The organism is Mycobacterium sp. (assembly GCF_032159775.1).
Classification (GTDB): domain Bacteria; phylum Actinomycetota; class Actinomycetes; order Mycobacteriales; family Mycobacteriaceae; genus Mycobacterium.
In genome coordinates this window covers 1-25,485 of sequence record NZ_JAVHWK010000219.1, presented here as the reverse complement: position 1 = coordinate 25,485, position 25,485 = coordinate 1, and the positions used below count along the sequence as shown (strand labels likewise).

General features: G+C 66.2%; 22 protein-coding genes and 1 tRNA gene. 12 read left to right on the top strand and 11 right to left on the bottom strand.

The genetic code is table 11. The features are described from left to right. Positions 1-17 precede the first annotated feature (17 nt). A complete protein-coding gene (locus QOJ24_RS27990) occupies positions 18-2,006 on the bottom strand; it encodes a TPM domain-containing protein (protein WP_526266990.1) in 1,989 nt (662 codons plus the stop codon). Positions 2,007-2,084: 78 nt separating this feature from the next. Here QOJ24_RS27990 and QOJ24_RS27985 point away from each other — a divergent pair, with 78 nt between their 5' ends. The 3 genes from QOJ24_RS27985 to QOJ24_RS27975 all read left to right on the top strand — a co-directional run bounded on the left by QOJ24_RS27985 (position 2,085) and on the right by QOJ24_RS27975 (position 5,593). Continuing rightward, on the top strand, positions 2,085-3,341 hold the full coding sequence (locus QOJ24_RS27985) for a deoxyguanosinetriphosphate triphosphohydrolase (RefSeq protein ID WP_526267025.1): 1,257 nt from the start codon (positions 2,085-2,087) through the stop codon (positions 3,339-3,341). 4 nt (positions 3,342-3,345) lie between these two features. Next, the gene (gene dnaG, locus QOJ24_RS27980; protein ID WP_526266989.1) at positions 3,346-5,244 is read left to right on the top strand and encodes a DNA primase; all 1,899 of its coding nucleotides are present in this window, start codon (positions 3,346-3,348) and stop codon (positions 5,242-5,244) included. A 79-nt stretch (positions 5,245-5,323) separates the two neighbouring features. Then, entirely contained in the window at positions 5,324-5,593 is a 270-nt protein-coding gene (locus QOJ24_RS27975; protein ID WP_526266988.1) for a DUF7155 family protein, read from the top strand. Here QOJ24_RS27975 and QOJ24_RS27970 read toward each other — a convergent pair. Beyond that, a complete protein-coding gene (locus QOJ24_RS27970; protein ID WP_526267024.1) occupies positions 5,590-5,841 on the bottom strand; it encodes a hypothetical protein in 252 nt (83 codons plus the stop codon). The two genes, QOJ24_RS27975 and QOJ24_RS27970, sit on opposite strands and share 4 nt — an antisense overlap. Positions 5,842-5,987: 146 nt before the next feature. Between QOJ24_RS27970 and QOJ24_RS27965 the strand changes: the two genes are divergently transcribed. The 3 genes from QOJ24_RS27965 to QOJ24_RS27955 all read left to right on the top strand — a co-directional run bounded on the left by QOJ24_RS27965 (position 5,988) and on the right by QOJ24_RS27955 (position 7,351). Continuing rightward, a tRNA-Asn gene (locus tag QOJ24_RS27965) sits at positions 5,988-6,060 on the top strand. A gap of 369 nt (positions 6,061-6,429) precedes the next feature. Then, entirely contained in the window at positions 6,430-6,819 is a 390-nt protein-coding gene (locus tag QOJ24_RS27960; RefSeq protein ID WP_526266986.1) for a nuclear transport factor 2 family protein, read from the top strand. A 49-nt stretch (positions 6,820-6,868) separates the two neighbouring features. Further along, a complete protein-coding gene (locus tag QOJ24_RS27955; RefSeq protein WP_526266984.1) occupies positions 6,869-7,351 on the top strand; it encodes an LppP/LprE family lipoprotein in 483 nt (160 codons plus the stop codon). Here QOJ24_RS27955 and QOJ24_RS27950 read toward each other — a convergent pair whose 3' ends face one another. Continuing rightward, positions 7,352-8,128 (bottom strand): SDR family NAD(P)-dependent oxidoreductase, encoded by a 777-nt coding sequence (locus QOJ24_RS27950; protein WP_526266983.1) that lies wholly within the window; start codon positions 8,126-8,128, stop codon positions 7,352-7,354. A gap of 29 nt (positions 8,129-8,157) precedes the next feature. Continuing rightward, a complete protein-coding gene (locus QOJ24_RS27945) occupies positions 8,158-10,131 on the bottom strand; it encodes an acyl-CoA dehydrogenase family protein (RefSeq protein ID WP_526266981.1) in 1,974 nt (657 codons plus the stop codon). 101 nt (positions 10,132-10,232) lie between these two features. Between QOJ24_RS27945 and QOJ24_RS27940 the strand changes: the two genes are divergently transcribed. After that, the gene (locus tag QOJ24_RS27940; RefSeq protein ID WP_526266979.1) at positions 10,233-10,964 is read left to right on the top strand and encodes a VIT1/CCC1 transporter family protein; all 732 of its coding nucleotides are present in this window, start codon (positions 10,233-10,235) and stop codon (positions 10,962-10,964) included. An 8-nt stretch (positions 10,965-10,972) separates the two neighbouring features. On the opposite strand, the gene QOJ24_RS27935 is transcribed toward QOJ24_RS27940, so the two are convergent. The 3 genes from QOJ24_RS27935 to QOJ24_RS27925 all read right to left on the bottom strand — a co-directional run bounded on the left by QOJ24_RS27935 (position 10,973) and on the right by QOJ24_RS27925 (position 13,573). After that, positions 10,973-11,812 carry an SDR family NAD(P)-dependent oxidoreductase gene (locus QOJ24_RS27935; RefSeq protein WP_526266978.1) on the bottom strand — a complete coding sequence of 280 codons (840 nt, stop codon included), beginning with the start codon at positions 11,810-11,812 and terminating at the stop codon, positions 10,973-10,975. Between the two features lie 81 nt (positions 11,813-11,893). Next, positions 11,894-13,105 (bottom strand): MFS transporter, encoded by a 1,212-nt coding sequence (locus QOJ24_RS27930; RefSeq protein ID WP_526266976.1) that lies wholly within the window; start codon positions 13,103-13,105, stop codon positions 11,894-11,896. A 27-nt stretch (positions 13,106-13,132) separates the two neighbouring features. Then, positions 13,133-13,573, bottom strand: a complete 441-nt coding sequence (locus QOJ24_RS27925) for a MarR family winged helix-turn-helix transcriptional regulator (protein WP_526266974.1) — start codon at positions 13,571-13,573, stop codon at positions 13,133-13,135. A 101-nt stretch (positions 13,574-13,674) separates the two neighbouring features. On the opposite strand from QOJ24_RS27925, the gene QOJ24_RS27920 reads away from it, so the two are divergent. Together QOJ24_RS27920 and QOJ24_RS27915 are read left to right on the top strand one after the other, a co-directional pair. Next, a complete protein-coding gene (locus tag QOJ24_RS27920) occupies positions 13,675-15,741 on the top strand; it encodes an ABC transporter ATP-binding protein (RefSeq protein WP_526266972.1) in 2,067 nt (688 codons plus the stop codon). Next, complete coding sequence (locus QOJ24_RS27915; protein ID WP_526266970.1) at positions 15,738-16,571, top strand: energy-coupling factor transporter transmembrane component T family protein; 834 nt, start codon at positions 15,738-15,740, stop codon at positions 16,569-16,571. Before QOJ24_RS27920 ends, QOJ24_RS27915 begins: the two co-directional genes overlap by 4 nt. Here QOJ24_RS27915 and QOJ24_RS27910 read toward each other — a convergent pair. Genes QOJ24_RS27910 through QOJ24_RS27900 form a run of 3 tightly spaced genes read right to left on the bottom strand, consistent with a single transcriptional unit; the run spans position 16,568 to position 19,585 of the window. After that, positions 16,568-17,905, bottom strand: a complete 1,338-nt coding sequence (locus QOJ24_RS27910; protein ID WP_526266969.1) for an ABC transporter substrate-binding protein — start codon at positions 17,903-17,905, stop codon at positions 16,568-16,570. The genes QOJ24_RS27915 and QOJ24_RS27910 overlap by 4 nt on opposite strands. Next, positions 17,902-18,729, bottom strand: coding sequence for a carbohydrate ABC transporter permease (locus QOJ24_RS27905; RefSeq protein ID WP_526266968.1), 828 nt, complete (start codon positions 18,727-18,729; stop codon positions 17,902-17,904). Before QOJ24_RS27905 ends, QOJ24_RS27910 begins: the two co-directional genes overlap by 4 nt. Continuing rightward, positions 18,716-19,585, bottom strand: a complete 870-nt coding sequence (locus tag QOJ24_RS27900; RefSeq protein WP_526266966.1) for a carbohydrate ABC transporter permease — start codon at positions 19,583-19,585, stop codon at positions 18,716-18,718. Before QOJ24_RS27900 ends, QOJ24_RS27905 begins: the two co-directional genes overlap by 14 nt. 46 nt (positions 19,586-19,631) lie before the next feature. Here QOJ24_RS27900 and QOJ24_RS27895 point away from each other — a divergent pair, with 46 nt between their 5' ends. From QOJ24_RS27895 to QOJ24_RS27885, 3 genes are read left to right on the top strand one after another with little or no spacing between them, the layout of a single operon-like run. Next, positions 19,632-21,149, top strand: coding sequence for a metallopeptidase TldD-related protein (locus QOJ24_RS27895; RefSeq protein WP_526266964.1), 1,518 nt, complete (start codon positions 19,632-19,634; stop codon positions 21,147-21,149). A gap of 2 nt (positions 21,150-21,151) precedes the next feature. Next, positions 21,152-22,525 (top strand): metallopeptidase TldD-related protein, encoded by a 1,374-nt coding sequence (locus QOJ24_RS27890; RefSeq protein WP_526266962.1) that lies wholly within the window; start codon positions 21,152-21,154, stop codon positions 22,523-22,525. Between the two features lie 7 nt (positions 22,526-22,532). After that, positions 22,533-23,372: a carboxymuconolactone decarboxylase family protein gene (locus QOJ24_RS27885; RefSeq protein WP_526266961.1), complete on the top strand. Its 840-nt coding sequence runs from the start codon at positions 22,533-22,535 to the stop codon at positions 23,370-23,372. A 5-nt stretch (positions 23,373-23,377) separates the two neighbouring features. On the opposite strand, the gene QOJ24_RS27880 is transcribed toward QOJ24_RS27885, so the two are convergent. Next, positions 23,378-25,369 carry a potassium transporter Kup gene (locus QOJ24_RS27880; protein WP_526267022.1) on the bottom strand — a complete coding sequence of 664 codons (1,992 nt, stop codon included), beginning with the start codon at positions 25,367-25,369 and terminating at the stop codon, positions 23,378-23,380. Between the last annotated feature and the right edge of the window lie 116 nt (positions 25,370-25,485).

Sequence of the window (25,485 nt, the reverse complement as noted above, 5' to 3'; positions counted from 1 at the left end):
CGAGGGGAGCCCGACCACTAGAAGCGGCCACCGCCGCCGCCGAGTCCGCCGCCGGAGCCGGACCCACCGTATGAGGTCGAGCTCCAGCCGCCGCCCATGCTGCCGCCGATGCCGCCGCCCATCCCGCCGCTGAGGATGTTTCCCAGGATGATGCCGCCGAGCACCGCGCCCATGTTGGACCCGCCGGTACTGCCGTATCGCCCGGTGTATGCGCGCTGCGCGGCCGCAGCGTCGGAGGTGGCCATCGACTGCGCCTGCGACGCCAGCATCGCCGCACCGTTCGCGTGCGCGATCGCCTCGTTGAGATTGCTCTGCTGCTTGTCCTGCGCGGCCTGCAATTGGCGCACCGCCTCGGCGAGCCGCGTGCGCGCCTCCGGGCCAATACTCCCGCGGCGGACGTCGATGAAGTCCGATACGGCGCGGACCCTCGACTGCGCAGCGAAGAGCGCCTGATCGTATGCGCGGTTGAGCCGCTCGGCCGCCTTACGCTCCTCTGCGACGCCCGCCAGCAACCGGTCCAGCTCGGCGTCGGCTTGGGTCAGTTTGGTGAACGCCCCCAGCGGATCAGCGGTGCCCGCGCTCTGCGCGTCGGCGACGGCCTTGACCGCCACATCCCTTGCGGCGTTGAGCTTGTCGGCCTGCGCGATGTCCCCCCGAGCCAGTTGGTCTCCCGCGGCATTGATGCCGTTCTGAATGTCGGCGATCGCGGCCGGAAGTGTGGCGATCGCGCGGTTGATGTCTGTCGCGGCGGTGTCCACCGCGTCCAGCAGCATGCGCGCCTGACCGAGCGACGACTCCGCCGCGCGGATGGCATCGACGAGCCCACCCTGGCGATCTGCCGGACGGGCGAGCAGGCTCCGCGCGCTGGTGATGTTCTGCTCGGCGAAGGCCAGTCGCTGCTTGGCCGTATCGACGTTGCCGGCCACCGAAGCCAGTGCGGTATCGGCGAATTGGTTGTGCAACGCGGTAAGCGCCTGCTGCGATGGTTCCAGGCGCGCCGTCAGGTCGACCATCTGTTGGGTCATCGCATCCAGCCGGGTGGGCGCGTTGATGACCAGGTCGCGCAGCTGCGCGAATGCTTCCCGCTGGGAGTCGAGTTCTCGGTCGGCCTTGGCCGCCGCCACGAGTACCCGCGTCAGCAGGTCACGCCGCTGCGCGGGAGTCTCCGGAACGGCGTCGTCGAGGATCTGACGTACGTTGAATGCTTGCGCCAGTGTCGTTTTCGCGTCAAGGACAGCCTTGCTGAACGGCGCCGTGTCCTTGTCGCCGAATTCCTCGACGGCCAAGGCGAGTTCGTTATCGCTCGTGCGCACCGCGTTGTCGACCTCCACGACGATCGATTTGGACAGGTCGTCGAGCGCGTCGATGGGGACGGCGGCCAGCGCATTGGGATCAGACGGATCGACGCGCCGCGCCGCGGCGAACTCGGCTTCACGGCGCTTGCGTCGCCGCCGGCGGGTCCACCACCACAGCAACAACACGAGGACGACGAGGATGGCCACCGCGACGAGTACGCCGAACCCCGAGACTCCGGGTCCCGGCGCGCTCGCCGAGTTCAGTCCTTCTGCCGCCGCGACGGCTGCTCCGGCCCAGTCGTTTTCGCGTAGTTTGGGCTCGACCGCGTTGCGGCGAATATCGTTGGAAGCGGAGTCGCTGACGATTTCCGTCGGCACCAGAAACGCATAGGAGCGGTCACGGGTGGCGATCGCAAGAATGGCGTCGGCAACGCCCAAGTCGCTGGTTCGCCTTGTCCTTTCGGCCCAGGCCACAGCTCCTAGGCTGTCGAAGCTGTCGACATATACCACCCACAGCCGCACCCGGCGGTCGGTGTAAAGCTTGTCGACGGTCTGCTCGACCTCGTCGATCTGCGCGCCGCGCAGCACCCTCGAGGCGTCGGTGACGTAGCCGGGCAGCCGGAACGGCGGTGTGCTGCCCGCGGTCGGCGCCACCAGGACCCCGGCGGCCAGAATCGCGAGGACCAGGCTGAGCAGGCGGGCGATGCGCATGCTCGTCAATGTAGTGCGCTGGCACGCCGGGACCGTCGGTACCGGCGAAGTGTCCTGGCAGACTGTGCGTCGGTGGTGATGAACAGCGACGCATACGACGAGTTCGACCGGCAGCGCCTGGTGGTCGAGCCGCCGAAGGGTGCCGCTTTGCCGGGCACGGAGTCCGAACACCGCACCGACTTCGCCCGCGACCGGGCCCGGGTCCTGCACTGCGCGGCGTTGCGTCGGCTCGCCGATAAGACGCAGGTGGTCGGGCCGCGTCAGAGCGACACCCCGCGCACCCGGCTGACGCATTCGTTGGAGGTCGCGCAGATCGGCCGCGGGATGGCGATCGGGCTCGGCTGCGACCCAGACCTCGTCGACATGGCCGGGCTCGCGCACGACATCGGGCATCCGCCGTACGGGCACAACGGTGAGCGCGCGCTCGACGAATTTTCCGATGCACACGGCGGATTCGAAGGCAATGCCCAGAACTTTCGAATCCTCACCCGCCTGGAGCCCAAAGTCCTTGATTCGCAGGACCGTAGCGCTGGTTTGAACCTCACCCGGGCGGCGCTGGACGCCGTCACGAAATATCCGTGGCAGCGGGATCCGCAGCGCAGCAAGTTCGGCTTCTACTCCGACGACATGGCCGCCGCCGACTGGATGCGGGACGGAGCGCCGCACCGACGGCCCTGCCTGGAGGCTCAGGTGATGGACTGGGCCGACGATGTGGCGTACTCGGTCCACGACGTCGAGGATGGGGTGGTGTCGGGCCGGATCGACATGCGCGTACTTGCCGATGACGACGCCGCTGCCGAGCTGGGCCGGCTGGGGGAGTCGCATGGAATGGGCGGCGGGCTGTCGGCCGCCGACCTGGTGTCGGCGGCCGTGCGGCTCTCCGAGCTGCCGGTGGTCGCCGCAGTCGGCAAATACGACTCCACGCTCGCCGCGTCGGTCGAGTTGAAGAAGCTGACCAGCGAGCTGGTCGGGCGGTTCGCATCGGCCGCTATCGCCGCCACCAGGGCTGAGGCAGGCCCGGGACCGCTGGTCCGCTACGCCGCCGAATTGCGGGTGCCCGCGCTGGTGCGCGCGGAGGTCGCAGTGCTGAAGGTGCTGGCGCTGCAGTTCATCATGTCCGATCCGCGACACCTGGACCTGCAGGCGCGTCAGCGTGACCGGATTCACCGCGTCGCGGAGTGGTTGTTGGTCGGCGCACCCGCCACGCTCGACCCGATCTTCGTGCCGGCCTTCAATGCCGCCGACGACGACGGAGGGCGCCTGCGGGTGGTCGTCGACCAGATCGCGTCGTTCACCGAAGGCCGATTGGAGCGGCTGGAACCCGCTCTAGACTGATTCGGTGGCCGGCCGTATCCCTGATCGCGATATCGCGGCCATCCGTGAACGCGTTCGCATCGAAGATGTGGTCGGCGATTACGTCCAGCTGCGCCGCGCAGGAGCCGACTCGCTGAAGGGCCTGTGCCCGTTTCACGACGAGAAGTCCCCGTCCTTTCATGTGCGACCCAACCACGGCCACTTCCACTGTTTCGGCTGCGGTGAGGGCGGCGACGTCTACGCGTTCGTTCAGAAGATCGAGCACGTCACGTTCGTCGAGGCGGTCGAACTTCTCGCCGACCGCGTCGGCTTCACCGTCACCTACACCGGCGCGGCGACCAGCGTTCAGCGTGACCGGGGCAGTCGCAGCCGACTGATCGCCGCCAACGCCGCCGCGCAGGAGTTCTATGCCGAGGCGCTCAAGTCGGATGAGGCGGCGCCCGCGCGTGAATACCTGCGTGACCGCAACTTCGATGCGGAGTCGGCAGCGCACTTCGGCTGCGGCTTCGCCCCATCGGGCTGGGATACCTTGACGAAGCACCTGCTGCGCAAGGGTTTTGAGTTCAAGGAGCTGGAAACGGCTGGATTGTCGCGCGAGGGCAAGCGCGGGCCGATGGACCGTTTCCACCGGCGGCTGCTGTGGCCCATTCGGGTGTCCAGCGGAGAGGTCATCGGGTTCGGTGCCCGCAGGCTGTTCGACGACGACCAGAACCAGGCCAAGTACGTCAACACACCCGAAACCGTGCTGTACAAGAAGTCGTCCGTGCTGTTCGGCCTCGACCACGCCAAGCGGGATATCGCCAAGGCGCACCAGGCGGTCGTCGTCGAGGGCTACACCGACGTGATGGCGATGCATCTGGCCGGGGTGACCACCGCGGTCGCATCGTGTGGGACCGCGTTCGGCGACGAGCACCTTGCGATGTTGCGGCGACTCATGATGGACGACAACTTCTTTCGCGGCGAACTGATCTATGTGTTCGACGGTGACGCTGCCGGACGCGCGGCGGCGGTGAAGGCGTTCGGCGGTGAACAAAATCTAGCCGGGCAGTCCTTCGTCGCGGTGGCGGCCGACGGCATGGATCCGTGCGATCTGCGGCTGAAGTCGGGAGACGGAGAGCTGCGTGACCTGGTGGCGCGCCGAACTCCGTTGTTCGAGTTCGCGATCCGCACCGAGCTTGCCGAGCACGACCTGGAGAACGCCGAGGGTCGGGTCACCGCGCTGCGCCGATGCGCGCCGATGGTCGCCCGGATCAAGGATCCGACGCTGCGCGACGAATACGCGCGCCAGCTGGCCGGCTGGGTGGGCTGGAACGACGTCGCCCAAGTGGTGAGCAGGGTGCGGGACCAGTCGAAGGGCGGCGGCAAGCAGGCATCGGCGCCGACGCGGGCCAGGGCCTCATCGGCGGCCTCGCCGTCGGTGCTGGCGCGACCCGATCCGCGCGATCCGACGCTGTGGCCGCAGCGGGAGGCTCTGAAGTCGGCTCTGCAATACGCGGCGTTGGCTGGTCCGGTATTCGATGCGTTGACTCCGGAGAGCTTCACCCACCCCGGATACACCGCCGTGCGGGCAGCCATCGCGGCGGCGGGCGGCACAACTGCCGGCGCGTCGGGCGCGGAATGGATCGACGCGGTCCGCCAGCAGACCGGCTCGGATGCCGCGGCCAGCCTGGTGTACGAGCTCGGCGTGGAATCGATCAGCGTTGAGGACGACGAGAGGCTGCCGCGCTACATCAGCGGGGTGCTCGCTCGCCTGCAGGAGGTCGCGGTCGGCCGTCAGATCGCCGAGGTGAAATCCAAGCTGCAGCGCATGTCACCGGTGGAGCAGGGCGACGAGTACCACGCGCTGTTCGGTGACCTGGTCGCGATGGAGGCCTATCGCCGCAGCCTGTTGGAACAGGCCAGTGGTGACGACCTTACTGCGTGAGCCGTCCGCACAAGTTATGGTGTAACGGCCCTCGGCCCACCCGCGAAAGGCAATTGTGGCTTCGAAAAAGACTCGTCAGGTGATCGTCCTCAGCGCTTTCGCGGTTGCCGCGGCGGCCGGACCGGTGATCGCCGCGACCGCGCTTTCGACTTCTGCGCCCCAGAGCGTGCAGGCCGCCCCCGGCGGAGAGTGCCTCGCCTGGTTTGGCAACCAGGAAGACGGCCACTGCCTGGGCTACTCGAACGGCAATGGAACCAATATCGGCACGCCGTGGGGCATCTACGGACCCAACAATTATCAAAACGGCGGACTGCTGCCGGGTCAGACGTTCAACCGCGGCATCAACTAGCGATTGTCGGCCGCCGGGGCCTTCGGCTTCAGCACTGCGGTTTCGCCGTCGATCGGCGTCAGAGTCACCATCTCCGGGTCCGGCGAGACCCGATTCGCGATCTTTCGGCGTCCGGCCGTGATCACGGCCTTGGCGGCCGGGCTCTCGGTGACGGCGCGATACGTGCCCGAGATCTGCTCATAGCGGCGACGGCCCGCCTTCGTACCCAACACGTAGCCGACTGCCATTACGGCGACATACCGGAACACGAAGCCCCCTCCAAACGACGGTGTGACAGTGTCCATCCTGCCTCACCGCGCGGGGTGTGTGCCGGGCCGGGAGAGTATTGGCGGCCCGACCCGCACGTACGCTAAAGTCAACCCTCGGTCCGCGGTTGAACGCGCGGCCAGGCCAGTCCCCTGTAGCTCAATTGGCAGAGCATTCGGCTGTTAACCGAAGGGTTGGTGGTTCGAGTCCACCCGGGGGAGCACACGTCAATCTTTCTATCGCCCGTTGTGTTTGCAGGTGGATCAGCCCTGGGTATGCGCCCGCAAGCGGTGGGCATTGGACTGGGTTGCGTTCGCACATCGTCAGGCGATGGGGCGGCGCAACCGAGTGTTGAGCACACAGCGCTCTTCTCTCATCGCCGTCCGGCCACCTGACGCGTCAGCGATCAGGGCCAAAGCATCCGAGGCCAAATTGAACCAAAAACTGCGAAATGCTCTAATTCGCGACTAAATGAGGTTGACACTCGTAGGTACGGCGAACGGTCGGTCGGGCCGCCGAAGCTACGGCTCCCCGGACCCGGCGGATCTCTCGCGGCCGCAATACCGGATGCACTAGAAGGGGGTCCGAAAGTGTCCGAGTCAGAAAACAAGGAGCTCATCAAGAAGGGCTATGCAGCCTTCGCGACGGGTGACGTCGAGACGGTGATGAGCATGTTCGACGACGACGTCGAATGGGTCCAGCCTGGCGAGAGCGCGGTCAGCGGCACGTTTCACGGCAAGACGGAAGTGCTGGAATACCTTGGCCGGTTGGCCGAGAAATCTCTGGCGGTGAAGCTCATCGACCTGTTCGCCGAGGGTGACACGGTCGTCGCGCTCACCGAGGTGTCAGCCGGTGGTGAGACCGGAAGGGACGCCGACGTATTCACCGTCCGCAACGGCAAGACCATCCGTGCCCTGATGCATGGGGACACCGCGATGATGGAGCGCGTCTACGGCAAGAAGGCGATGACCGCTGGATAACCCGAGGATGGTCTTCTGACCAGCGGCGCGATGTCCGTAAGCTCTTGGCATGCGAATACTTCGCTTGCTTGCGGCCGTGACCGCCGTTGGACTGCTCGCCATCGGCTGCGGTTGGAGTCCGCCGGGGCCATCGCCGACGAGTACGCAGGCCTGCGGGCCCTCGGATGCGCCGAGCCCGGACACAGTTACTCAGGCGATCGGCACGCTGCCGCAGGGAGCACAGTGGCGGGAGACCTCCCGCGGCCACACGCCCGACTGTCGGCTCAACTGGGTGGTGGCGACCGCCGGTGACGCATCGGACAGCCCCATGCAGGTGCTGTTCTTCGACCGCAACAACCCGCTCGGCCCCGCCACACCCGAGCCGCGGTCCTACATCAACGTCATCTCGATGGGCAACGACACCGCCAACGTCCAGTACCAATGGCGTCAGGGCCAGGATCCGGCGTGCTGCCCCACCGGCATCGGCTCGGTCAGGTTTCAGATCGGAGACGACGGCAAGCTCGAGGCACGCGACCCGATCCCGAATCCGTGATCACACTCCGCGGACGCTTCCGCCGTCGATCACATACTCGGCGCCGTTGATGTAGCGGGCACGGTCGGACACCAGGAACGCGACGAGTTCGCCGACGTCGGCCGGGCTGCCGGGTGCGCCGAGCGGGATGCCGCCGATGGAGTTCATGATCTCGCTGCGTGCCTGATCGACCGTAGTGCCGTTTAGTTCGCTGATCTGCACCGCCATCTGATATGCCGACTCCGTCTCTATGTAGCCGGGACATACCGCGTTGACGCGAACGCCTCTGGGCGCCAGCTCGTTTGACAAGGCCTTGCTGTAGTTGGTGAGTGCGGCCTTGGCCGCCGCGTATGGAATCGACGCGGGCAGGGGGGAACGCCGTTGGATTGACGTGATGTGCACGATCGCACCAGTGTTGCGGTCGACCATTCCGGGGATGACCGCGCGATCCAAGCGGACGGCCGCCAACAGGTTGGTTTCCAACGCGGACTGCCAGTCTTCGTCGGTGAGGGTCGCGGCGCCGCCGTCGTGCTGTCCGGAACCGCCGACGTTGTGTACTGCGATGTCGATCGCGCCGAGTCGTTCCAGCGCCTCAGCGGCCAATGCGGCGACGCCGTCGGCAGTGGCCACATCGGCGACGACGACCTGATCGGCAGAGGCGTCCGCCGGCATCGACCGAGCCGCGACCAACACCTGCGCTCCGTCCGCGCGAAGCCGGTCGGCGATGCCTTTGCCGATGCCGCGGGTTCCGCCGGTGATCAGTGCCGTCCGGCCGGATAGTTCATCGTGATCGGTCATGCGGCGAGTCTGTCACCCGCCGCCGACGCCTACTTCGGCTCGATGGTGCCGGAGCTGGTGGCGTCCATCTCCTTGTGCTCGTCGGCGTCCGGGATGTTCTCCGGGTGCAGCATCTCGGCGTAGCGCAGCTGCTCGGGAATCCCGAAGCCGTCGACGAGGAGCTCCGCATGCGGCCGCAGGTCGCGGCACCGTTCGTTGACGCCGCGGGTGACGGCCTTGGCCCGCTCGGTGGACAGGAAGCGATGTTCCATGAACCACGCCCTGTCGTCCTCGATGACCGACAGCGCGTAGAGGTCGCACACCATGTTGAGGATTTTGCGCGCCTCGTCGTCCTCGCAGGAGTCGATTCCGGCGACGAACGCCTCGAGGATGATTCGATCGATGTGCACACGCGCGGTGTGCAACACGTGATCCTGCACGGAGTTGAACGCCTCGAATGCACTCATCTCCTTGGATTTACCCTGCAGGCGACGAGCGACCGTGGCGAGCATGTACTCCTCGCGGTCCTCGAACATCTTGACCTGGGTGCCGCGGTTGAACAGGCTGCCCTCTTCCTCGTTGTCCTGGCGGGTGTCGAGGATGGTCTGCATGATCGTTTCGGCCGCAGTTCGTTTCATCACCCGCTCGCCTGCGAAGTTGGCGGCGAACCGGACCCACTCGACCGGGCTCATGCCCTTGATGTCGTCGGCGTAGGCGGTCAGCAGCTCCTTGGCGACCAGCTGCGTCAGAACATGATTGTCGCCCTCGAAGGTGGTGAACACGTCGGTGTCGGCCTTGAGCGCGATCAGTCGATTCTCGGCCAGATAGCCTGCGCCGCCGCATGCTTCGCGGGCCTCCTGGATGGCGCGCGTCGCGTGCCAGGTGTTGGCAGCTTTCAGCCCCGCCGCACGGGACTCGAGCTCGCGCTGCTCTTCGGCGTCGGGATCGTCCGACGTCTGCAGCTCATGGCATTTGGCCACCAGTTCGTTCTGCGCGAACTGCAGCGCGTAGGACTTGGCGATCAGTGGGAACAACCTGCGCTGGTGCACCAGGTAGTCCATGATCAGCACTTCGTGGTCGTCGCCGGGTGCTTCGAACTGCCTACGTTCCAACGCATATCGGGTCGCGATGTCCAGTGCGACCCTGGCCGCGGCGCCTGCGCTACCGCCGACGGTGACGCGGCCGCGGATCAACGTGCCGAGCATGGTGAAGAAGCGCCGGCCGGGGTTCTCGATCGGCGAGGAGTAGGTGCCGTCCTCGGCGACGTCTGCGTACTTGTTGAGCAGGTTTTCGCGGGGCACGCGGACGTGGTCGAACTGGATGCGGCCGTTGTCGACGCCGGGCAGCCCTCCCTTGTAGTGGCAGTCCGACGTGGTCACACCCGGCAGATCGTTGCCCTCGTCGTCCCGGATGGGCACGACGAAGCAGTGCACGCCGTGGCCCTCGCCGTCGGGTGTGATCAACTGCGCGAAAACGGCTGCCACACGCGCGGTTTGGGCGGCGCCGCCGATGTAGTCCTTGCGCGAGGTGCGAGTGGGGGAGTCGATGACGAACTCTTGGGTCTCCGGGTCGTAGGTCGCGGTGGTCTCCAGGGCCTGCACGTCGCTGCCGTGACCGGTCTCGGTCATCGCGAAACAGCCCAGCAGGTCCAGGTCGATCAGCTTCTGGACGTACTTCTTGTGATGGCGCTCGGTGCCGAGGTTCTCGATCGCGCCGCCGAACAAGCCCCACTGCACGCCAGCCTTGACCATCAGCGAGAGGTCGGACATCGCGAGCATCTCGATCTGGGTGACCGCGGCGCCGACATCACCGTTGCCGCCGTGCTCCTTCTTGAAGCCATCCTCGGCGGCGCCCTGGGCGGCCATGATCTTCAACTGCTCCGCTACCTTGGTGCGGGCGATGACGGTGTTGGGGGTGTAGTGCGGCCTGAAGATCTCGGTGGAGAGATCCTGCCGCATCTTGTTCTTCACGTCGCGCCAACGGCCGTCCAGCGTGTTGCGTAGATGCTCCGCAGTGGTGGTCATACCCAGACGGTAGCCCTTATCCGCTTTGCGGAAACTGTGATGTCGGAAACGTAGGCAAACCTTGCTGGACCTGGCTAAACCCATCGCGTTGAATCACAAGCATGGCCAAATCAAGGGATGCGGCGCTATCGCCGACCGGTATGCCTCACGTCGGGGGTCACCGGCACTCGGATGTGTCCGGCGGCTGGTTGCGCGCAGCGACGTTCGGCGCGATGGACGGTCTTGTCAGCAACACGGCGCTGATTGCCGGGGTTGCGGCGGCGGCCAGCGCGCACACCGTCGTCATCAGCGGCGTGGCCGGCCTGCTGGCCGGATCTTTCTCGATGGCGCTGGGCGAGTACACATCGGTTACCACGGCCAACGAGCAGATCGACTCCGAGGTGCGGGTGGAGCAAAAGGCGTTCGAGAATCATCCTCATGCCGAGCGCGCCGAACTCGTTGCGATGCTCGTCAATCTGGGCATGAGTCGCGAGACCGCTACGCAGGCCACCGAGGAAATCCACCGCGACGAAACCCGGGCCGTCAACTTCCATCTCATCCAGGAGCTCGGCATCGACCCGTCGGAAAAACCGTCGCCGTGGGTCGCGGCCATCTCGTCGTTCGTCATGTTCGCAATCGGTGCCATCGTGCCGCTCATCCCGTACCTACTCGGGTACGAGTCGTTGTGGGCGGGAGTGATCTGCGGCGGCATCGGTCTGGCGATCGCCGGTGGCGTCGCGGCCAGATTCACCAGCAGGCCCATTTGGTGGGCGTCGCTGCGGCAGCTTCTGTTCGGTGGCGTCGCGATCGCCGCCACCTATTTGGTCGGCACGCTCGTCGATTCGATCTTGTAGGGCAGCCACTATGTACGTCCCGGTTGGCGAAGCATCGCTCGCAGCAACCGGTCACGCATGAACGCGGGCAGTTTGCTCAACGTGACGAGTTGCGCTTTGGTGGCGATTCCCACGGCGTAGCGGGCCCTGGGATGTCGTGCACTGAGCGCTTTCTCGACAACGTCGGCAACCTTCTCCGGGGGTGCAGTCAGCTTCTGGCCGATCGGGATCATCGTTGTGAGGCCAGACCAGTGGCGCGCGTACAGGTCGCGCTGGTCGAGCGGCATCGCCGCCGCGCTCTGTTCGACCTGTGCCCCGATGGTGCGCCAGATGTCGGTGTCGGTCTCGCCGGGCTGAACCACAACTACGGCGACGTTCCACGGCTTGAGTTCCATGCGAAGTGCGTCGGCCGCCGCCTCCAGCGCAAATTTGGAGGCGGAATATCCGCCGAACAGTGGGAAGGAAACACGCCCATTGACGCTGGAGACGAAAACGATCCGGCCCGCTGATCGCCGTAAGCGCGGTAGCACCGCCCGGGTGACAGCGATTGCTCCAATCAGGTTCACCTCGAGCTGTTGTCGGAGCAGGTCGTCAGCGTTGAGCGCTTCGACCGGGCACGGGCGGAATATGCCGGCGTTGTTGACGACCGCGTCCAGGCGCTCGGGGAGCGCGTCGTCGAGCGCGGCGATGTGGGCGGTGTCGGTGACATCGAGCCGCACCGGCGAAATCCGAGGGCCCACTGCGCCGATTGTGACGGCATCCTCTTCGGTGCGAACACCCGCGACGACGTCCCAGCCGCTGGCTGCCAAGCGGCAGGCGATCGATCGCCCGATGCCGCGTGAAGCACCTGTGACAAGGACCGCGGGCATAGCCGACAGTAGCTGTGGGCCGTCGCCCATGTGCGATTTCGGCGTGCTTGGTTGCGCTCAGCGCAACTGCGCGCGCCGAAACTACGTCTCGCTGCCGATGGTGACCGATTCGGCCTGATCGGCGATCTCGTCGAGTTCGGCCTCCTCGGCGTCGATGCCGACAAGATGACGCCGCGTTGCCGCCAGTACACCGGCTGCAAGAAGTACCGCGGCGGCGCCGACCCAGAACGGCAGGTGCACGCTTATCTGTTCGCCGAGGACACCTGCAAGATACGGCGCGACCGCGGCGCCGGAGAACCGCACGAAACTGTATGCCGCCGAGGCGACTCCACGCTCGACCGGTGCGGCCTTCATCACGGTCTCGGTGATCAGCGTGTTGTTGATGCCGATGAACAGGCCCGAGACCACAACGCATGCGGCCAGCACCGCCCTGACGTCCGTGCCGAGCGCCATCACCACCAGTGTCGCCGTCATCGCCAGCAGGTTGACCAAAAGTGTTGGCACCGTGCCGAACCGGCGTTGCAGCCTAGGCGCTACCACGACTGAGGTGAATGCCAGCGCGATGCCCCAGCCGAAGAAGATCAGCCCGATCTGATGTGCGGTCATGTCGAGGGGGAACGGAGTGAACGCCAGCAGGGTGAAGAATCCGAAGTTGTACAGCAGGGCGGTGATTCCCACGCCGAGCAGTCCGCGGTGGCGCAGTGCGCGGAACGGGTCGGCGAGTGTCGTGGCGTGTTCGGCGCGCGGCGTCGACGGCAGCAGGAACGTGGTGACGACGAGTGCGATCGCCATCAATGCCGACACCCCGAAGAACGGGCCGCGCCACGAGATCGAGCCGAGCACACCGCCGACCAAGGGGCCGACGGCGATTCCCAGGCCGAGCGACGCCTCGTACAGGATGATCGCCTGGGCGACCGATCCACGCGCCGAGTTCACGATCGTCGCCAGCGCGGTCGCGATGAACAGGGCGTTGCCGAGACCCCACAGTGCCCGCCAGCCGACGATGCCCATCACGGTGTCCGACAGGCCGGCCAGTCCGGCGCCGGCGATGATGACCGCGAGGCCCAGCAGCAGCGTCCTCTTGGGGCCGATCCGGCTGGCGACGACGCCCGTGACGAGCATGGCCACCCCCATCACCGCCATGTAGCTGGTGAACAGCAGGGACACCTGAGACGGTGTGGCGTCGAGATTGTCGGCGATCGGCTTGAGAATCGGGTCGACGAGGCCGATTCCCATGAAGGCGACGACGGAAGCGAAGGCGACGGCCCATACGGCCTTGGGTTGGCGCCACATACGGTGCGCTACTCCTAACGGTTGAGGTTATTTGACGGTTGGTTTCGGCGCTGCCGCGTCTTTGAGCAGCCTGCGCATCACGCGTACGGCGTCGTCGAGCGTCTGCCGGTCGGCGGCGTCGAGCCGTTCCAGGTACGGGTCGATCGCCGCTCCGCGATCGACGCGAACCTGCCGCAGCATGTCCACTCCCTTCGGGGTGATGCGGATGAGCACAGCGCGGGCATCGTCGGGATCCACGGTGCGCGACACCAGACCCGCGTCCTCCAACCGGCGCACCTGCATGGTCATCGTCGGTTGCGAACAGTGATCGAGCGCGGCCAGATCAGAGATGCGCGCCGCACCCTGGTCCTCGATCGTGGACAGCAAGCGTCCCTGCGCGAAGGGCAACGGGATGCGCGCCCGCTGCGACGCAAGGCGGTTGAGTCGAGCCACCACGGCGAGCAGGTCTGCGCCAAGAGTCCGGGTCACCACTCCATGATTACATAGCTTTACTATGCGTATCAAACCTTCGTGTCGTCGCTCACAGCGCCGACACAGGCGGTCCGAGCGGCGACTGGCAGAATCGTGAAATGACTGCGACCCGCCGCTCGAGCGCGACTCGGCGGCGAGGTCCACTGCATCCCGTCGAGCTCGCCCACGCATCGGTGATGGCCGCGCTGTGTGCCGCGACCGCCATCATCGCGGTCGTGGTGCCGTTCGCCGCCGGGATATCGCTGCTGGGCACCGTCCCGATGGGGCTGCTGGTCTACCGGTTCCGGGTTCGGGTGCTGGTCGCCGCGACGGTGGCGGGCGCGACGATCGCATTCCTGATCGCCGGAATGGGCGGCTTCATGACGGTGATCAATTGCGCCTACATCGGTTTGTTGATCGGTCTGATCCTGCGGCGCGGTCGCGGCACACTGACGGTTCTCGGCGTCGGGCTGGTGGCGGGCGCGGTGTTCGGGGTCGCGGTCGTCGCAGCACTCGCGGTCCTGGTCCGGCTGCGCCACCTGATCTTCGAATCGATGACCGCCAACGTCGACGGCATCGCGGCGTTCATGTCGGGTCTCCCGAACTGGCGGTGGCTGCCCGACATGGAGGCATCAGCCGAGCGCCTCAGGAGCGGGTTCGCCACGGCGCTGAACTACTGGCCGTATCTGCTCGGCGGGTGGTCGGTGATCATCATCACCGTCGTGATGTTGATGGGCTGGTGGGCGTTGTCGCAGGTGATCAACCGGCTCGTCGTGATACCCGATGTGCACAAGCTCGACTCCGCACCCGACACGGCGACTATCGCGCCAGTGCCGGTGAGGCTCACCGATGTCCGGTTCCGCTATCCCGAAAGCGACCATGAAGCGCTCGGCCCGGTGACCTTGAGCATCGAACCCGGCGAGCACGTGGCAGTGACCGGGCCCAACGGCTCCGGCAAGACGACACTGATGCTGATGCTCGCCGGCCGCGAGCCGTCATCGGGCACCGTCGACCGTCCGGGCTCGGTAGGGCTGGGACGCCTCGGCGGCACCGCGGTGATCCTGCAGCACCCGGAGAGCCAGGTGCTCGGCACGCGGGTTGCCGATGACGTGGTCTGGGGACTGCCGCCTGGCACCAGAACCGATGTGCATCGGCTGCTCACCGAGGTGGGCCTCGACGGCCTGGCCGAACGCGACACCGGCGGGCTTTCTGGCGGAGAACTACAACGCCTTGCAGTCGCAGCGGCGTTGGCGAGGGAGCCATCGCTGCTGATTGCCGACGAGGTGACCAGCATGGTCGACCAGGAGGGTCGCGACGGGCTGCTGGCCGTGCTGTCCGGACTGACCGATCACCACCAGATGTCGTTGGTGCACATCACCCACTACAACGACGAGGCGGACTCCGCCGATCGGGCGATCGACCTGACCGGCGACGACGGTGACTCCGACAACACGGAGATGGTCGAAACGACGGAGGCGCCGGCTGCGAAAGGCCTCCTGCAGCCGCGTCGGGAGGAGCCTGTCCTCGAACTCATCGACGTCAACCATGAGTACGGCAGCGGAACACCCTGGGCCACAGAGGCATTGCGCGATATCAACTTCGCCGTCCATGAGGGCGACGGCGTACTGATTCACGGCCTGAACGGGTCTGGGAAGTCCACCCTGGCGTGGATCATGGCCGGACTCGCCGAGCCGACGAGTGGAAGCTGTCTGCTCGACGGCGAACCTGCTGCCGATCAGGTTGGTGCTGTCGCGATCTCGTTTCAGGCGGCGCGGCTGCAGTTGCTGCGCAGCCGTGTGGACCTCGAGGTCGCATCGGCGGCAGGGTTCTCGCCGCGTGACCGTGCGCGGGTGATCAAGGCGCTGGCCGCCGTCGGTCTGGATGCCACGCTGGCCGACCGGCGGATCGACCAGCTCAGCGGCGGACAGATGCGTCGCGTCGTGCTTGCCGGCCTGTTGGCGCGATCCCCGCGAGCGCTGATCCTCGACGAGCCTCTGGCCGGACTCGACGGCGCCAGCGCGCGCGGACTGCTGCGCCTGCTCGAGAACCTGCGGCGCAACGAGGGGCTGACGGTCATTGTGATCTCACACGACTTCACCGGGCTCGAGGATCTGTGCCCACGCATCCTGCATCTGCAGGACGGCGTGCTGGCGACCGCGCCGACGGCAGCCGGGGGGGTGTCATGACCGCTCCCACCCGCAAGCAACAACGCAGGCCGGTCGTGCTGCTGCGGCCGGTGCCCGGCCGCACCGTCATCCACGATCTGTGGGCGGGCACGAAACTCATTGTGGTGGCGGCCATCGGCGTGCTGCTGACGTTCTATCCCGGCTGGGTGCCGATCGGGGCCGTGGCGGGCCTCGTGCTCGTCACGATGCGGCTGGCCCATATTCCGCGCGGTGTGCTGCCGTCGATACCGCGGTGGCTGTGGTTCCTGCTGGCACTCGGTGGCGTCACCGCGGCGCTTTCCGGCGGCAGTCCCGTCATCGAACTCTTCGGGATCGACCTCGGCCTGGGTGGTCTGCTGAAGTTCCTGCGCATCACCGCATTGTCGATCGTGCTGCTCGCGCTCGGCGGCATGGTGTCGTGGACCACCAACGTCGCCGAGGTCGCACCCGCCGTGGCAAAACTGGGCAGACCGTTGCGCCGGTTGCGGATACCGATTGATGAGTGGGCGGTCACCCTCGCACTCGCCCTTCGCGCCTTCCCGATGCTGATCGACGAGTTCCGGACTCTGTATGCGGCGCGCAGCTTGCGCCCCAGATCGGTGTTGACGACGCGGCGGGCTCGCAGGCGACGCTGGGCACTTGAGGCGGTGGACCTGATCGCAGCGGCCGTCATCGTGGCCCTGCGCCGTGCCGACGAGATGGGCGACGCGATCACCGCGCGCGGAGGTGCCGGTCAGATCTCCGCGGCACCGTCGGGACCCAAACGGCTGGACTGGGTAGCTCTTTCGGTCGTCGCGCTGGTATGCGCCGCCGCGCTGGCGCTGGAACTCACGCTGCTCGGCACCACTTAGCGCTGGGCGGCGGCGTTCGCGGCGGCCTGGGCATCGCCCAGCGAGGTGGCCACGTCGGCCCGTCCGAGAAAAATCTCGTCGAGATACGGTTGCAGCGCTTCGAAGCCCGCGGGAAAACCGGCGCCCCCGGGCGCGGGTATCCGTGGACCGTCGAGCACGGAGAAGAACGGTCTGACGTCAACTCCGCGGCTGGCCCAGTAGTCGAAGTAGCTGCGCTGCGCGGGCAGGACGGCGGGAATGGCCGCTCCGCGCGCACCCAGGTACTGATTGCCAGGAGCGCTGCCCATCCACGCCAGGACCTGTCGAACGGCGTCGGGATGCACGGTTGCCGAATTTCCCGCTGCGGCAATACCGTTGGTGACGCTCACCCGGCCGACCGGTCCGATAGGCATCGGGACGACACCCCACCGGAACCGGCTGTCCTCGGCGATCGCCGCCAGGTTGTAGGTCCCCGACTGGAACAGCGCCATTCTGCCCGCAAGGAACTGGTTGCGAGAGAAGTCGCCGTTGCTGTTGGTGTCCGATGCGGGCGGGGCGACGTGGTCGCCGTTGATGAGGCGGACCAGGTAGTCGAACGCCACGACCGACCCGGGATTGTCGAAGGCGAACCTGTCGCCGTCGGAGAACGTCCCTCCTGCCGAGCCGATGTAGTTGAGATAGATGCCCTGAAGATCGTTGGCCGCGTTGTATCCCCACTGCCGGATGCGGCCGGGGTCGAAGCCGGGTTCGTCGGCCCGGCGTCCGTCGGCGTCGACCGTCAGCCGGGCGAGCAGGGGCCGCAGCGTGTCGACATCGCCCGGGGACCAACGCATAGAAAGAAGCTGCCGCAGATCGACGCCTGCCGCCTCGATGAGGTCGGCGTTGAAGTAGACGGCGATACCGGCATCGGTCAACTGGGGCACCGCCCACAGCACACCGTTGCGGGTGAACTGGTCGATGACTGACGGCTCCCACTCCGTTGCTGCCTTCGGCCCCAGTGCTTTTGCGATATCGAGCAGTCGGCCGCTGTCGGCGTATCCGGCGAAGTACGCGTTCGACAGCCAGAAGATGTCGTCCGCGCTGCCGCCCGCGGCGTCGGTCCGCAACGTGTCGAAATAGCTGGCATACGCCACCACGTTGACCCGGACATCGATGTCGGGGTGGATCCGGGTGAACTCGCCGAACGACTCCCGGTACGCGGCGGCCACCTGCTCATCCCAAAGGCGCAGGGTGACCACAGTTCGGCCTGCGGGTTCCGCTGACCGGCCGAGCAGCACCGCGGCAACTAGAAGCAGCGCCATCGTGAAAGCCACGGCCGCCGCCGCCATCGTCGAAACCTTCGGGCGCAGAGTCATTTCAAGCCGGTCACGACGATGGATCGGACAATGTGCCTGCCGAGCGCGACGAACAGCACAATCAGCGGAACGATCGCCACCGTCGTCGCGGCCATCACCAACGTCCACTGCGCGTTGTAGCGCGACTGTAGACCGGCCGTCGCAACCGTCAGCACCTGCCATTTGGCACCGCTGGTGATGACCAGCGGCCACATGAAGCTGTTCCATTGGCTGACGACGGTGATCAGCGACAGCGTCACCAGAATCGGCTTGCTGGCAGGCACCACGACATGAACGAGAACGTCGAGTGTGTTGGCGCCGTCGATGCGGGCGGCCTTGATGAGGTCGGTCGGAATCCCGCGAAAGTACTCGCGCAACAGGAAGATCGCGTACGGCGAACCGAACACGAACGGAAGCACCAGCGCCCAGAACGTGTTGCGCAGACCGGCCTGCGCCATCATCAGGTACAACGGCACCACCGTCACCGTCGCGGGCACCATCAACGTCGCGAGGTATACCCAGAACAGTGCGTCGCGGCCGGGGAACTCCAGTCGCGCGAATGCGTACGCCGCGAACACCGAGAAGGTCAGCTGACCCACCAGGATGACGGCGGTCATCAGCGCAGTCACCGCCAGCGCGCGGCCGAAGCCGGCGTCGGCCAACCCTGTGTAGTTCTGCAGCGTTGGCGGTACCGGGAACGACAGCGGCTCACCGGTATTGAACTGGTCCGCCGTCGTGAACGACGTCATCATTCCGATCGCGAACGGTGCCAGGGTGATCAGTGCGCCCGTCGCCAGCACGGCGTAGATCACCGGCGCGGACACTGCCCGACTAAACGACGTCATAGGTGATCCGGCGCCGGAAATACGATTGTTGGGCGATCGTCGCGCCGACGAGAAGGGCGAAGAGCACGGCCGCCATCACCGCTGCGCGCCCAACAGCGGCAGCGCCGAACGCCTCGGCGTAGATGCGATGCGCTATCAGATCAGTACGACCCTGTGGCCCGCCCGCGGTGAGTGCGTAGACGGTGTCGAACACCTGCGCCGCGCTGATGACGCCCGTGACCAGAACGAAGAACAGCGTCGGCCTCAGCATCGGCAAGGTGATTCGGCGAAACCGCTGCCATGCGTTCGCACCGTCGGTACGCGCCGCGTCCTGTATATCGGTGGGGATCGCGAGGATGCCCGCGAGGAAGAACAGCGTCACGTACCCGACGTTCGTCCAGATCGTCACCGCCGAGACCACGGGTAGCGCCAGGTCCGGGTCGGTCAGCCACTCGATCCGCTCACCCAGCAGCGTGCTGATCGCGCCGTCGGTCGGGGCCAGTATCCACCGCCAGAGCACGGCGATCGCCAGTGGCGAGCAGATCCAGGGCAGCACGTACAGCGTGCGGAAGAAGCCACTACCGGGCAGGCTGCGGGCTAGCATCGCCGCGGCGGCGAGACCGAGCAGTGACTGCGTGGGAACCACGATCACGATGAACAGCGCCGTCACCACAAGGGACGTCGCGAACGACGGGTCGGTCAGCACCGAGCGCCAATTGTCTAGTCCGACATACTGAACGGGTCCCAATAGATCCCAGCGGTGCACGCTGAGCCATCCGACGACCAGCATCGGCAGCAGCAGAAACGTGACGACGCCGAACAGGCTGGGCGCCAGCAGGGCGTACCCCACCGCTGTTGCTCGTACCCGATTGGCCACTGAGCCATTAAAGCGGGCGTGGCGCCGTCGAACTACGGTGTTAGCCGTGAGTGCACCCCGACAAGTCGATCCCGACTTTCTCGCACTGCCGCGCCGTGAGCTTGCCGACGCCGTGCTGACGGCGGCCGTGGCCGCCGGCGCCAGCCATGCCGACCTGCGCATCCACCGCATCGTCAACGAGGTGGTCACGCTGCGCGACGGTGAGCTGGAGACGGCCGTCGTCGACCGGGAGGTCGGGTTTGCGGTGCGGGTGATCGTCGACGGTACCTGGGGCTTCGCCTCACACGCCGAGTTGGACGCGGGCGTCGCGGCCGAGACCGCCCGTCGCGCTGTCGCGGTGGCGCGCACCTTGGCGGCGCTCAACGCCGAGACCATCGAGTTGGCTCCCGAGCCGGTGTACGCCGACGTCAGCTGGGTGTCCGACTATCGGATAGACCCGTTCGCGATCCCGTCGGCCGACAAGATCGGCCTGCTCGCCGAGTACTCGGGGCGGCTGCTCGCCGCCGACGGCGTCAATCATGTCTCTGCCAACCTGCACGCGGTGAAGGAGCAGACGTTTTACGCCGACACGGCAGGCTCGTCGATCACCCAACAGCGGGTGCGCGTGCAACCGACGCTCGAGGCCGTCGCCGTTGACGCCGCGGCTGGATCCTTCGAGACCATGCGCACCCTGGCGCCCCCGGCGGGGCGGGGCTGGGAAGCCGTCGACGGTGACGACGTGTGGGACTGGACCACCGAGCTGGCAGCGTTGCCGACGCTGCTCGCGGAGAAGGTCAAGGCGCCGAGCGTCACACCGCGACCGACCGACCTGGTCATCGACCCGTCCAACCTGTGGTTGACGATCCACGAATCCATTGGTCACGCCACCGAATACGACCGCGCCATCGGCTACGAGGCCGCCTACGCGGGGACCTCGTTCGCCACGCCGGACAAGCTGGGCACCATGCGGTACGGATCACCGGTGATGAATGTGACCGCCGACCGTACCGAGAATTTCGGGCTGGCCACTGTCGGTTGGGATGACGAGGGTGTACAGGCGCAAAGGTGGGATCTGGTGCGCGACGGTCTCTTCGTCGGCTACCAGCTTGACCGGGTGTTCGCACCACGGCTGGGCATGGCCAGGTCCAACGGCTGCTCCTACGCCGACTCTCCACACCACGTGCCGATCCAGCGGATGGCCAATGTGTCACTGCAGCCGGGCGCCGACGACGTGTCCACCGACGACCTGATAGCGCGGGTCGAGGACGGTATTTACATCCTCGGTGACAAGAGCTGGTCGATTGACATGCAGCGGTACAACTTTCAGTTCACCGGACAGCGATTCTTCCGCATCAGCGACGGGAAGCTGGACGGGCAACTTCGCGATGTGGCCTATCAGGCCGTCACCACCGACTTCTGGGGTGCGATGGAAGCCGTCGGTGGCCGCTCGACATGGCGACTGGGCGGCGCATTCAATTGCGGCAAGGCGCAACCGGGACAGGTTGCGCCGGTCAGCCATGGCTGCCCGTCGGCTTTGTTCCGCGGCGTCAACGTGCTCAACACGCGCGCCGAAGGGGGGCGGTAGCGGTGATCGGCGCACAGCAAGTCGTCGACGCGGTGTTGGCGGAGGCGGCCCGGTTCGGTAAGGCCGACGAGACCATCGTGACCGTCACCGACCGTAGCGACGCCTCGCTGCGGTGGGCCAACAACTCGATGACCACCAACGGTGTCTCGGTGCAGCGCAGGACAACGGTGATCTCGGTGGTGCGACGCGGCAAACGCGGTCACGTGGCGTCGTTGACCTCCAGCGAGGTCGATCCGTCCGTCATTCCGGGCCTGGTGGCTGCTTCGCAGGAGGCGGCGCTTGCGGCGCCGGAATCCCGCGACAGCGCGCCGCCCCTTCCCGGGACAGATGCGACGAATGATTGGGACGCTCCGATTCCGGGCACCGGTGTCGAGGTCTTCGGTGGCGTCGCAGAAGCGCTGAACCGTGGATTTCCCCGCGCCGACCGGCTTTACGGCTACGCACGGCACATCCTGGAGACGACGTTCGTCGCGACTTCGGGTGGACTGCGGAGGCGCTACACCCAGCCCACCGGCTCGGTCGAGATCAATGCCAAACGCGATGGCGCAAGCGCTTGGGCGGGCGTGGGGACACCGGACTTCGCAGACGTGCCAACCGATTCCATGCTCGAGGAGCTCTCGACTAGGCTCGGCTGGGCGCAGCGCACTGTTGAGTTGCCGGCCGGACGCTACGAAACGATCCTGCCGCCGTCAGCCGTCGCCGACCTGATGATCTACCTGTCGTGGTCGATGGAGGGCCGTGGGGCGCAGGAGGGCCGCACCGCCTTCTCGGCCCCCGGCGGCGGCACCCGGGTGGGGGAGACGCTCAGCGATCTGCCGTTGACCCTCTATTCCGACCCCGCGGCCCCTGGTCTGGAGTGCTTGCCCTTCGTCGCGGCGACCAGTTCGTCGGACCAGGCCTCGGTGTTCGACAACGGCATGGACATCGATCGCGTCGATTGGATTCGTGGCGGCACGATCAACTCGCTGGCCTATCCGCGCGCGGCCGCCGCCGAGTTCGGCGTGCCCGTTGCGGTGGCGGCCGACAACCTGGTGATGACCGGTGGCACCGAAAGCCTGGCCGACATGGTCGCGGGCACCGAGCGTGGGCTTCTGCTGACGACGCTGTGGTACATCCGCGTCGTCGACCCCGCCGTGCTGCTGCTGACCGGGCTCACCCGCGACGGTGTGTACCTGGTCGAGGACGGTCAGGTCACCGGGGCGGTCAACAACTTCCGGTTCAACGAAAGCCCGCTTGACCTGCTGCGCCGGGTCGGTCAAGCAGGCGTCAGCGAGGTCACGCTGCCGCGCGAATGGGGCGACTGGGCCACCCGCGCGGCGATGCCCACGCTGCGGATACCGGACTTTCACATGTCGTCGGTCAGCCAGGCGCAATAATGCGACGATGCGCGATCCGCTGAACGGTGAACTCGGACGACTGGTAGCGCTCGCACCACCCGAGCACGGCAGAATCAACGCGCTGGTCCGCCAGACGTGCGCCAAGACGCTCTCGCTGCCACCGTTGCCCACCGAACTCGACGTCGACGGCCCCGCCGACGAGGCGGAGTCGGTGGCTGTCGAATTCGCCGAACAGTTCAGCGTCGACGTGTCATCCGTCGGCGAAGAACTGCGAACCAGGTTCACGTCGACTCTGGGTCGAGCGGCGTTCCCCGCTGTGGTACTGACCTATATCGCCGACTTCCTACCCAGGGTGCGCGCGGGCCTGGAGTCGCTGGCGTTGCCCGCGCCGTGGTCGGATGCGGTTGACTGGGATCACGGCAGCGGCCTGGGCGACGTGCTGTTCAATCGCTTCCAGCCGGGCGTCGCGCGGCTGCGTGAAATCGACCCGCTCACAACGGAAGTCGTCCGGTTACGCGGTGCTACGCAACACGACTGTCGTCTGTGCAAGTCGCGTCGCGAGGGCAGCGCACTTGACGCAGGCGGGTCGGAATCACTCTACGACCAGATCGAACTGTACGAAACGTCGACCGGACTCAGTGACCGGCACAAGGCGGCGCTGAGGTACACCGATGCTTTGATATGGACGCCCGCGAAGATCTCAGCAGAGGTGGCCGCGGGTGTGCGAATTCATTTCACCGAGGCGGAATCCTACGAGCTGACCGTCGACGTGATGCGCAACGCGGGCAACAAGATAGCCGTCGCGCTCAAGGCCGACGCACCGCGAGTCGAGAGCGGAACGGAGCGGTTCGTCATCGACGAAACCGGCCAGACGGTCGCAAGCTGAGCGGCCTAGACCTCGATGCGCGAACCCATGATGACAATGCGGTCGCGCGGCAGCCCGAATCGTTCGGCGGCATCGGCGGTGATGTAGGAGGTCGCGATGAACAGTCGTTTGCGCCACTGCGCCATCGTCTTCTTGCGACCCCGGACGAGTTCGAGCTTGGACAGGAAGAACGACGCGTCGTCTATCGCGATCTTGCCCTCAGCCTGCTTGCGGGTCAGGCTGCGTAGCGCGTCCAACACGTGAGTCTTCTCCATATAGCCGTAATTGGCTGTGACGAAAACGATTCCGTCCTCCTTGTAGCCGAGCGAGTCCACTTGGATGCGGTCGGACTCCGCTGCGCGCGGCATTGGAAGCGTTTCGATGGAGACGATGATCACGTGGTGGTGCAGCACGTGGGTGTGTTCGACGCAGGTCCGCAGCGCCAGCGGGGCGGTGTCTTTTCCGCGGTTGAGGAAGACCGCGGTGCCGGGGACTCGAGCCAATGGTGGATCGCACTCGCGGACCTCGTTGATGAAGTCGTCGAGCGGTCCCTCGGCCTTTTCCCTTGCGACGGTGACGATCGCACGGCCCCGGTGCCAGGTGACCATCACAGTGAAGGCCACGATGCCGATCAGCAGCGGTAGCCATGCGCCGTGCACAACCTTGGTGAGATTCGCCGCGACGAACAACACATCGATCAGCAGCAGGATGCCGCCGCCGATCACCACCAGGCCAATCGGTGCATTCCATCGGGTCCTGGCGTAGTAGAGGAAGAGCAGCAGGGTGATGGTGATGGTGCCTGTGACGGCCATGCCGTAGGCGTATGCGAGGCGTTCGGAGCTTCGGAACGCGAGGACGAGGGTCAGCACGGCGACCATGAGTAGGCCGTTGATCCACGGGACATAGATTTGACCCTCGGTTGCCGCGGACGTGTGGATGACTCGCAGCCGCGGGAGGTAGCCGATGCGAGCGGCCTGCGCAGCGACCGAGAATGCGCCGGTGATCACGGCCTGCGACGCGATAACCGTTGCGGCGGTGGCCAAGAGCACCATCGGCCATAGTGCCCAACTGGGAATCAGAAGAAAGAAGGGTGCGCGCATGGTGGCGGGATCGCTGATGAGCAGCGCCCCCTGGCCGAGATAGTTGAGTGCGAGTGCCGGAAGCACGACGAACAGCCAGCCCCGGGTGATCGCCTTGCGGCCGAAGTGACCCATGTCGGCATACAGTGCCTCCGCGCCGGTGACCGCCAGCACGACGGCGGTGAGCGCGAAGAAGGCGATCTCGAAATGCCCGACGATGAATGTCAGCGCGTAGGTCGGCGACAGTGCCTTGAGAATCTGGGGATGCGCGATGATGCCGGTGACTCCGCATGCGCCGATCGCGACGAACCACGCGACCATCACCGGTCCGAACGCCCGCCCGACGATGGCGGTGCCGTGCCGCTGAACGTAGAAGAGCACAACGATGATGCCCGCGGTGACTGGCACGACCCATCGCTCGAAATCCGGGTCGACGACTTCGATGCCCTCGATCGCGGAAAGCACGGATATCGCCGGGGTGATCATGCTGTCGCCGAAGAACAACGATGCGCCGAAGACGCCGAGCGCGGCGAGAATCAGCGCCGTGCGGTGATGCGTCTCCGAGCCCCAGCGGCGCAGCAGGGTGATCAGGGCCATGATGCCGCCCTCGCCGTCGTTGTCGGCGCGCAACACAAGACTCACGTAGGTAAGCGTGACGATCACCATGATCGACCAGAAGATCAGCGAGACGACACCATAAAGGTTCTGATCATTGAGCGGTACCGGATGGGGATCGTCGGGGCTGAATACCGTCTGGACGGTGTAGATCGGGCTGGTTCCGATGTCGCCGAACACCACGCCGAGCGCTGCGAGGACGACAACCGGCCGGACAGACTTCGCGGTATTCGTTTCCAACGGTGGTCCCTTGGCTGGCAGCGATGCGGCAGGTCGATCGTAAGGCCTGGATCGGCGGCAGCCTCTGAACCGCGGCGTTAGCATTTGGGCGTCGGCGACAGATGGGGCCCGTGATGGAGGATTCCAGCCCCACCTGGGCGCTGAGAAGCAGTCGGGGAATCCGAAGAAGTGCTTGTTCGGGCACCGAGGTCGCGCGCTAG

Coding starts and splice junctions, on each gene's coding strand:
- QOJ24_RS27990 (WP_526266990.1), bottom strand. CDS start 2,006: ATGCGCATCGCCCGCCTGCTCAGCCTGGTCCTCGCGATTCTGGCCGCC.
- QOJ24_RS27985 (WP_526267025.1), top strand. CDS start 2,085: ATGAACAGCGACGCATACGACGAGTTCGACCGGCAGCGCCTGGTGGTC.
- QOJ24_RS27955 (WP_526266984.1), top strand. CDS start 6,869: ATGCGAATACTTCGCTTGCTTGCGGCCGTGACCGCCGTTGGACTGCTC.
- QOJ24_RS27950 (WP_526266983.1), bottom strand. CDS start 8,128: ATGACCGATCACGATGAACTATCCGGCCGGACGGCACTGATCACCGGC.
- QOJ24_RS27945 (WP_526266981.1), bottom strand. CDS start 10,131: ATGACCACCACTGCGGAGCATCTACGCAACACGCTGGACGGCCGTTGG.
- QOJ24_RS27940 (WP_526266979.1), top strand. CDS start 10,233: ATGGCCAAATCAAGGGATGCGGCGCTATCGCCGACCGGTATGCCTCAC.
- QOJ24_RS27935 (WP_526266978.1), bottom strand. CDS start 11,812: ATGCCCGCGGTCCTTGTCACAGGTGCTTCACGCGGCATCGGGCGATCG.
- QOJ24_RS27930 (WP_526266976.1), bottom strand. CDS start 13,105: ATGTGGCGCCAACCCAAGGCCGTATGGGCCGTCGCCTTCGCTTCCGTC.
- QOJ24_RS27920 (WP_526266972.1), top strand. CDS start 13,675: ATGACTGCGACCCGCCGCTCGAGCGCGACTCGGCGGCGAGGTCCACTG.
- QOJ24_RS27915 (WP_526266970.1), top strand. CDS start 15,738: ATGACCGCTCCCACCCGCAAGCAACAACGCAGGCCGGTCGTGCTGCTG.
- QOJ24_RS27910 (WP_526266969.1), bottom strand. CDS start 17,905: ATGACTCTGCGCCCGAAGGTTTCGACGATGGCGGCGGCGGCCGTGGCT.
- QOJ24_RS27905 (WP_526266968.1), bottom strand. CDS start 18,729: ATGACGTCGTTTAGTCGGGCAGTGTCCGCGCCGGTGATCTACGCCGTG.
- QOJ24_RS27885 (WP_526266961.1), top strand. CDS start 22,533: ATGCGCGATCCGCTGAACGGTGAACTCGGACGACTGGTAGCGCTCGCA.
- QOJ24_RS27880 (WP_526267022.1), bottom strand. CDS start 25,369: ATGCTAACGCCGCGGTTCAGAGGCTGCCGCCGATCCAGGCCTTACGAT.